Source organism: Acinetobacter sp. UBA5934 (genome assembly GCF_002430855.1).
Lineage (GTDB): Bacteria > Pseudomonadota > Gammaproteobacteria > Pseudomonadales > Moraxellaceae > Acinetobacter.
In genome coordinates this window covers 4,388-11,564 of sequence record NZ_DJDC01000098.1, presented here as the reverse complement: position 1 = coordinate 11,564, position 7,177 = coordinate 4,388, and the positions used below count along the sequence as shown (strand labels likewise).

6 protein-coding genes and 1 pseudogene are annotated in these 7,177 nt (G+C 41.7%); 5 read left to right on the top strand and 2 right to left on the bottom strand.

Features of this window, described 5'->3' with window-relative positions:
• Positions 1 to 1,285: GTPase (locus B2Y23_RS07045; RefSeq protein ID WP_291369891.1), on the bottom strand; the 1,285-nt coding region annotated here is incomplete at its 3' end.
• A gap of 13 nt (positions 1,286 to 1,298) precedes the next feature.
• Positions 1,299 to 2,315: an EF-P beta-lysylation protein EpmB gene (epmB, locus tag B2Y23_RS07040; protein WP_291369889.1), complete on the bottom strand. Its 1,017-nt coding sequence runs from the start codon at positions 2,313 to 2,315 to the stop codon at positions 1,299 to 1,301.
• Between the two features lie 70 nt (positions 2,316 to 2,385).
• Here epmB and efp point away from each other — a divergent pair, with 70 nt between their 5' ends.
• The 5 genes and pseudogenes from efp to B2Y23_RS07015 all read left to right on the top strand — a co-directional run.
• On the top strand, positions 2,386 to 2,955 hold the full coding sequence (gene efp, locus B2Y23_RS07035) for an elongation factor P (RefSeq protein ID WP_291369887.1): 570 nt from the start codon (positions 2,386 to 2,388) through the stop codon (positions 2,953 to 2,955).
• Positions 2,956 to 3,128: 173 nt separating this feature from the next.
• The gene (locus B2Y23_RS07030) at positions 3,129 to 5,222 is read left to right on the top strand and encodes a carbon starvation CstA family protein (RefSeq protein WP_291353650.1); all 2,094 of its coding nucleotides are present in this window, start codon (positions 3,129 to 3,131) and stop codon (positions 5,220 to 5,222) included.
• On the top strand, positions 5,219 to 5,521 hold the full coding sequence (locus B2Y23_RS07025) for a YbdD/YjiX family protein (protein ID WP_291353651.1): 303 nt from the start codon (positions 5,219 to 5,221) through the stop codon (positions 5,519 to 5,521). The genes B2Y23_RS07030 and B2Y23_RS07025 overlap by 4 nt, the downstream gene beginning before the upstream one ends.
• A gap of 97 nt (positions 5,522 to 5,618) precedes the next feature.
• Positions 5,619 to 6,581, top strand: a complete 963-nt coding sequence (locus B2Y23_RS07020; RefSeq protein WP_409449788.1) for an AAA family ATPase — start codon at positions 5,619 to 5,621, stop codon at positions 6,579 to 6,581.
• A gap of 24 nt (positions 6,582 to 6,605) precedes the next feature.
• Positions 6,606 to 7,177, top strand: a pseudogene (locus tag B2Y23_RS07015) (DUF58 domain-containing protein); the annotation flags it as partial.

Genomic DNA, 7,177 nt, shown 5'->3' with positions numbered 1-7,177 from the left:
GTGAAGGAGCTACACCATTCCATTTAATTCTGTAACCATTGACACTGATATCTAGAACTTCTGCTGGATAAATTTGTTTGGCTTCGCGATCCAAAACTTTAGCTGTGTTGATTTCAGCAGGAATATTTGAATTCATCGAATTGATGAAACTGCTTTCATTATGGAATTGATAATTGGTATCTAAATCCAGAGTCTCATGAAAGTTTTTGCCCTTGGACAGGTAAAAGTGCGCCACAGACAGACTAAAACAGATTTGTAATTGTGCAGAATATTCATAACGCTCATGACGACGTTCTGTATTGGTGGTAAGCAGATTATGAATATGAAAGTGCAATGCCGGTGTTAGGAATAACTTTTCATTACGCGATAAATAACCCGACTTTTTGGTTTGGGTTTCGGACAGATGATCTAATAAATGTTGCGTTGAAATATAAATGGTTGGCTTATATAAACTGGATTGATTGATATTAAAAACAGGCGGATAGTCTTTATTGGTATCAACAATATAGCGAGAAAGGGTAGTTTCTTTAGGTAACACATGAACCAGTTTTGCCCAGTCAAAACTGCATAAATATAAGCCTTGCATTTCTGACGGGCGAATTTGATGGGTATTTAGAATTTCCAGCAATACCAGCTGTGAATAAGCTTGGGTAATGGTCTGCAAAGGATGCTGCGTATCTAAAATCTGGTTAATATTGGTTTGATAAAAATTATTTTTAATTGCACATTCAATCAGTTGATGCGCGATTAACCATTGTCCAAATAAAGGCGTGCTGTATAACAAGTGTTGTTGATAGAGCAATAAAGACAATTGCTGCAAAGCATAATAAGTAGACACGATTCTGGCGGTTTGCAAGCTTTTCTTTTGATTGAATGCAAATAGAGAAAACTTTTGTATGCTGAGTTGAGTGTTGCAGCGTTTTGAAATATCGATATAAATTTTAGCAAAATGACTACGCAGCAGCATCGCTAGTTCAATGATCTGGTCACTACGGTCATTGGTAATAAGGCCTTGATTAAAAAAATGTTTTTCCAAGCTGCCTAAAACATTATCCAAGGTAGGATGCAGAATTTGAATTAAATCAAAACGTAACATTTCAGGACACTTAAGTTCTGATATCTCCAGCAATGCATTGAAAAGTTCCTTGGAAGAATTTCCCAGTTGAAGAATGGATAAATTGGATACCCACTCTTGTAACCCCTTCGCATTGGTCGGGCAGAAGCTTAATTTATCCAACTTTAACTCTGTTGGTGTCTGGAAGATATCTGAATTACTCATAAGCATCGTTATTATTAACTCAAAAAGTTGAAACTCCAAAAAGCGGTGTTTTATTTTTTTCGCCCGCTATTTCCCTAACGAGTTTAGGAACCAAATATCCCGGCAGGTTCTCTAAAACTTCTTTATATATAAGATTGATTTCTTCAGGATTTAGATCAAAATGATGGGCACCTTTTACTTTATCTAATACATGTAAATAGTATGGCATCACACCCGCCTCAAACAGGCGGTAGCTTAAATCCACTAACACTTGCGCAGAATTATTAACCCCTTTTAATAAAACTGCCTGATTCAGCACGGTAATTTGGTGTTGAACCAACGCTGAAAGTTTGGCACAGGTAAAATCGTCCAGTTCAGCAGCATGATTGGAGTGTACCACTAGAATAATGCGCAGCCTACTGTTTTTTAATAGGGAAATCAGCTCTTCATCGACACGGTTGGGGATTACGACAGGAACCCGTGAATGAATTCTCAAAAATTTAATTTGCGGAATTGACTCAAGACGTTCAATCCACAGGGCAAGTTTTCGATTTGACAGGGTCAGCGGGTCGCCACCGCTCAAAATGACTTCATTTATATCTGGTTGATTTTCAATATATTGTTTAATGTTTAACCAGTCTTCATTTTTGGGGAGGTTTTCTTGATAGGGAAAATGACGGCGGAAACAGTAACGACAATGAACGGCACAAGCACCGGTTAAAGTCAGTAAAAAACGTGATTTATATTTATGCAGTACACCGGGTTGCTGATTGGCCTGTTCTTCACCTAAAGGATCAGTGACAAAACCGGGATGATTCTCAAGTTCCAGATGATGGGGTAATACTTGTAAAAGCAGGGGATCAAGCGGATCACCAATGTTCATTTTTCCGACGAACGCACGGGGGACACGTAACTTAAACTGTTCAGAAGCCAGGATTGCCCCTGATAATAATTGATCAGGCGAGAGCTGAAGTGCTTCAAGCAACTCTAAAGGGGACGTAATCAGGTCACTCAGTTGAGATTGCCAGTTTTGCTCTTGATACAAATAGTTTATCATGCTACGTGTTAAAAATAATGCTAGTCTAGCATTAATAGATTTAAGTTAGTAAGTTTGGAGCGAGCCTTTCATGGCCAATTATTCTACAAATGACTTTAAGCAAGGTCTTAAAGTAATGCTTGACGGCAACCCATGTTCAATCATGGAAAATGAATATGTAAAACCTGGTAAAGGTCAGGCATTTAACCGTGTAAAACTGCGTAACCTTAAAACAGGTAAAGTTTTAGAAAAAACTTTTAAATCCAATGAAACACTGGAAGGCGCAGACATCATAGAAGTAGAAATGAACTACTTGTATAACGATGGTGAAATGTGGAACTTCATGGATCCTGAAACTTTTGAACAGATCACTGCTGATAAAACAGCGATGGGTGATGCTGCAAAATGGTTAAAAGACGACTCCAACGAACTTTGTACAATTATGTTGTTCAATGGTGTTCCATTGTCAGTAAGTGCGCCAAACTTCGTAGTATTGAAAATCGTGGAAACTGATCCAGGCGTACGTGGTGATACTTCGGGTGGCGGCGGTAAACCAGCTAAACTCGAAACTGGCGCTGTTGTTCGTGTACCATTATTTGTACAGCAAGAAGAAAGCGTTCGTGTAGACACTCGTACTGGTGACTATTTAGAACGTGCATAATGGTTTTAAAATAGACTATTATCGAAAGGGATGATGAAAATCATCCCTTTTTTTATGCCAAAGTATTACATGAAAAGCAAAATATGAGGAGTACAGTCGCAAGGGAAGAAACAGCAGTATACCGAACAATAAAAAATGAACGCTGATTTATGCATTAGATATGAGGGCTTTACATGGAAACAATTCAACCGAAGTTATCAATGACTTCCAAAATAGTGTGGCTTCTGGTGGCAGTTCTAGGTGCGGTGTCATTTGGAATACTTGCAGTCAGCAGAGGTGAGCATGTCAATGCAGTTTGGCTGGTTTTAGCTGCCATTTGTGTCTATAGCATCGCTTATCGCTTCTATAGCTTATTTATTGCCAATAAAGTTTTTGAACTCAATGCACGACGTTTAACCCCCGCTCACCGTCTGGCAGATGGTTTGGATTATGTTCCAACCAATAAATATGTCTTGTTTGGACACCACTTTGCCGCCATTGCAGGTGCCGGACCACTCGTTGGGCCTATTCTTGCGGCACAAATGGGCTACTTGCCTGGAACCATCTGGTTGCTGGTGGGCGTTGTACTGGCAGGTGCCGTTCAGGACTTCTTGGTGTTGTTTATCTCGACCCGTCGTGATGGTCGTTCACTCGGTGAAATGGCGAAGCAAGAACTGGGTTCCTTTGCGGGTGTGATTGTAATGCTGGGTGCATTAGGCGTCATGATCATCATTCTTGCAGTGCTTGCATTGGTAGTCGTGAAAGCCTTGACTAACAGTCCATGGGGTGTGTTCAGTATTGCAGCAACTATTCCAATTGCCTTGTTTATGGGCGTATATATGCGTTATATCCGTCCAGGGAAAATTGCCGAGGTTTCAATCATTGGTTTTGTGCTGATGATGCTGGCGATTGTGTACGGTGGCAATGTCGCAGCTGATCCTTATTGGGGGCCAATGTTTACCCTTTCAGGTACGCAACTGACTTGGTGTTTAATCACTTACGGTTTCGTGGCTTCAGTCTTGCCGGTTTGGTTACTGCTTGCGCCACGTGACTATCTTTCTACCTTCTTGAAGATTGGTGTGATTGCCGGTCTTGCAGTCGGTATTATGGTGGCATTGCCTGAAATGAAAATGCCTGCTGTAACGCATTTCATTGATGGCACGGGTCCTGTATTTGCAGGTTCTATGTTCCCATTCTTGTTTATTACCATTGCCTGTGGTGCGATTTCAGGTTTCCACGCTCTAGTTTCTTCAGGAACCACACCAAAACTGATTGAAAATGAAGTTGATATTCGTGTAATAGGTTACGGTGGTATGTTGATGGAGTCTTTCGTTGCTGTCATGGCGATGATTTGTGCCACCATTCTTGAGCCGGGCGTGTATTTCGCAATTAATGCACCTGCTGCGGTATTAGGCACCACGGTTGAAAGTGCTGCTGAAGCAGTGCGTACTCTAGGCTTTGTAGTAACGCCTGAAGCATTGACTTTACTCGCTCAGGAAGTCGGTGAAAGCTCGATTCTTTCGCGTACTGGCGGGGCGCCAACGTTTGCGATTGGTATGGCACACATTATTACGGAAATTTTCAATAACCGTTCCATGATGGCGTTCTGGTATCACTTCGCGATTCTGTTTGAAGCGCTATTCATTTTAACTGCAGTAGATGCCGGTACGCGTGCTTGCCGTTTCATGGTTCAGGATACGGTGGGTATCGTGATTCCTGCGTTGAAACAATCGCACAATTTCTTTGGTAATCTGGTGGGAACCGCCGTGGCTGTTGCAGGTTGGGGTTTCTTTGTTTATCAAGGTGTGGTGGATCCACTGGGCGGTATTAACAGCTTATGGCCTTTATTTGGTATTGGTAACCAAATGCTGGCTGCTATGGCACTGATTTTAGGTACGGTCATTCTGTTCAAAATGAAAAAAGAGAAATATGTTTGGATCACGATTGTTCCAACCATTTTCTTATTTATCACCTGTATGACTGCAGGTTGGCAAAAAATCTTCCATGAAAATCCAAAAATCGGTTTCCTGGCACAAGCCAACCGATTCTCTGATGCAATTGCACGTGGAGAAATCTTAAAGCCAGCCAAAGACATTGCTGAAATGCAAACGATTGTATTCTCCAATCAGATTAATGCGGTACTGTGCGGTTTCTTTATGATTGTGGCAATTGTGATGGTATTTGCTGCCATTGGTGTTATTCGCCGTGCATTGGCAGATCCTAATCCAAGCGTGAAAGAAGCAGAAGCTATTTATAGTGACAAAGTTCCAGCAGGAGAGGTGAAATGAGTCTAAAAGATCAAATTCGCCAAAAACTGGCGTTGGGCAAAATCATTAAATTTACCGTGCTGGCTCAGCCGAAAAAGTTTTTCATGTTAAATGGGATTAAAACCATTCAGATCATTTGGCAACGTCTACAGCAAAGTTTTCGCTTGATGGTGGGTGTGCCGGATTATCAGACCTATCTGGAGCATATGCAAAAGAATCACCCGGAGCTGGTTCCAATGGATGCCAAAACATTCTACCGTTACTGCGTGGATGCACGTTATCCAAGTGCGGGCGGTGGCATGAAAAAATGTCCTTGCTAAGATCAGTCCACATTTGTCAGTAAATCTTCTGATATGTTTGGAAAAATTAAAAAACGGTGTATGTTAATCATGCACCGTTTTTTATTAAGGAAAGAGTGTGATTTGGGGTATGAATAAAGTTCAAAAACAAGAACTCACACCAGCGCAGCAAGAGCTGAATTTTCAGGTGGAATCTTATGCTGCAAAAATTCAGGCATTCTTGGCTCAAATCAATAACATTATTTTGGATAAGGAACACCAGACCAAACTGGCTTTGTGCTGTTTGCTGTCCGGTGGACATGTGTTGTTTGAAGATTTGCCAGGACTCGGTAAAACCACTTTATCCAGTGCCTTGTCGCATATTGCCGGATTGAAGTTTCAGCGTATTCAGTTTACCAATGACATGCTCGCTAGCGATGTGATTGGGGTGAATATGTTTAATCAAAAAGAGCACCGGTTTGAGTTTAAGCTGGGGCCAATTTTCACCCAAATTTTGCTGGCAGATGAAATTAACCGCTGTAGTCCTAAAACCCAGAGTGCTTTACTGGAAGCCATGGAAGAGGGCCGGGTAACGGTTGATGGGGTGCGGTATGATTTGCCGCAACCTTTTTGGGTGATTGCGACACAAAATCCCTTGTTCCAGAGCGGAACCTATAGCTTGCCAGAATCCCAGCTAGACCGTTTTTTAATGCGTTTATCGCTGGGTTATCCGTCGCGTTCAGCAGAAAAACTGTTATTACAGCAAGATTCTCGCTATGCCTTGATTGCCACATTGCAACATGTTTTTGACGAATATGAAATTCTGGCGATTCAGCAACTGGTGACCCAAGTCCATATTGCCGATGCAGTGCTGGATTACCTACTGGATCTGGCGGCCGAGACCCGTAAAAGTCGTCATGGCTTATCGACCCGCGGATTATTGGCTTTGAAAAAAGCAGCTCAAGCGCATGCCTTTATACAGCAGCGCAGCTATGTGACTCCTGACGATGTGCAAGCGGTATTTGCTGCTGTGGTGTCGCATCGTATTGGCTTGAGCGAAGCAGAAACCTTGCAGCTGATGCAGCAAGTTCATATTAGCTAAAGGGTGACTCAATTGACTACACCTTTGACCAAGCCTTGGCAAAAATGGTTGGCAAAACGCTTTCAATTTAAAAAAATCAAACAGCTCTCGCAAAAAGACATCCTGATTTTTATCTATCAGCAAGGTTATTTGTATCTGGTGTTGATTTTGCTGACCTTCATTGTCGGGGTGAATTATGCCAATAACCTGATTTTGGGTTTTTGCTTTCTGGTCAGTGCGATCTTATGTATCAGCTTTTATTTAACCTTTAAGCAGTTACATGGCCTCAAACTTGAGGTTTCAGTCAATGAAGTCGGGCAGGCGGGTCATCAACTGGATTTACAATTACATTTTCAGCAAGCGCAAAGGCAGCCGCGTTATTTGTGGGTTAAAACCGGTCAGCATTTAGAAAAAATATTTATTTCAGAATTGAAGCAAAGCATGACCCTGTCGTTTTTTACTGATAAAAGAGGACAATTTGATTATCCCACCATCCAGATGTATTCAGTGTATCCTTTTGGACTGGTACGTGCCTGGACTTATTTTTATTTAAAAGAAACCTCATGGGTGGCCCCTAGAGCGGCTTTTTATGCTGCAGAAAATAAGCAGCACCAGCA

Coding starts and splice junctions, on each gene's coding strand:
- epmB (WP_291369889.1), bottom strand. CDS start 2,315: ATGATAAACTATTTGTATCAAGAGCAAAACTGGCAATCTCAACTGAGT.
- efp (WP_291369887.1), top strand. CDS start 2,386: ATGGCCAATTATTCTACAAATGACTTTAAGCAAGGTCTTAAAGTAATG.
- B2Y23_RS07030 (WP_291353650.1), top strand. CDS start 3,129: ATGGAAACAATTCAACCGAAGTTATCAATGACTTCCAAAATAGTGTGG.
- B2Y23_RS07025 (WP_291353651.1), top strand. CDS start 5,219: ATGAGTCTAAAAGATCAAATTCGCCAAAAACTGGCGTTGGGCAAAATC.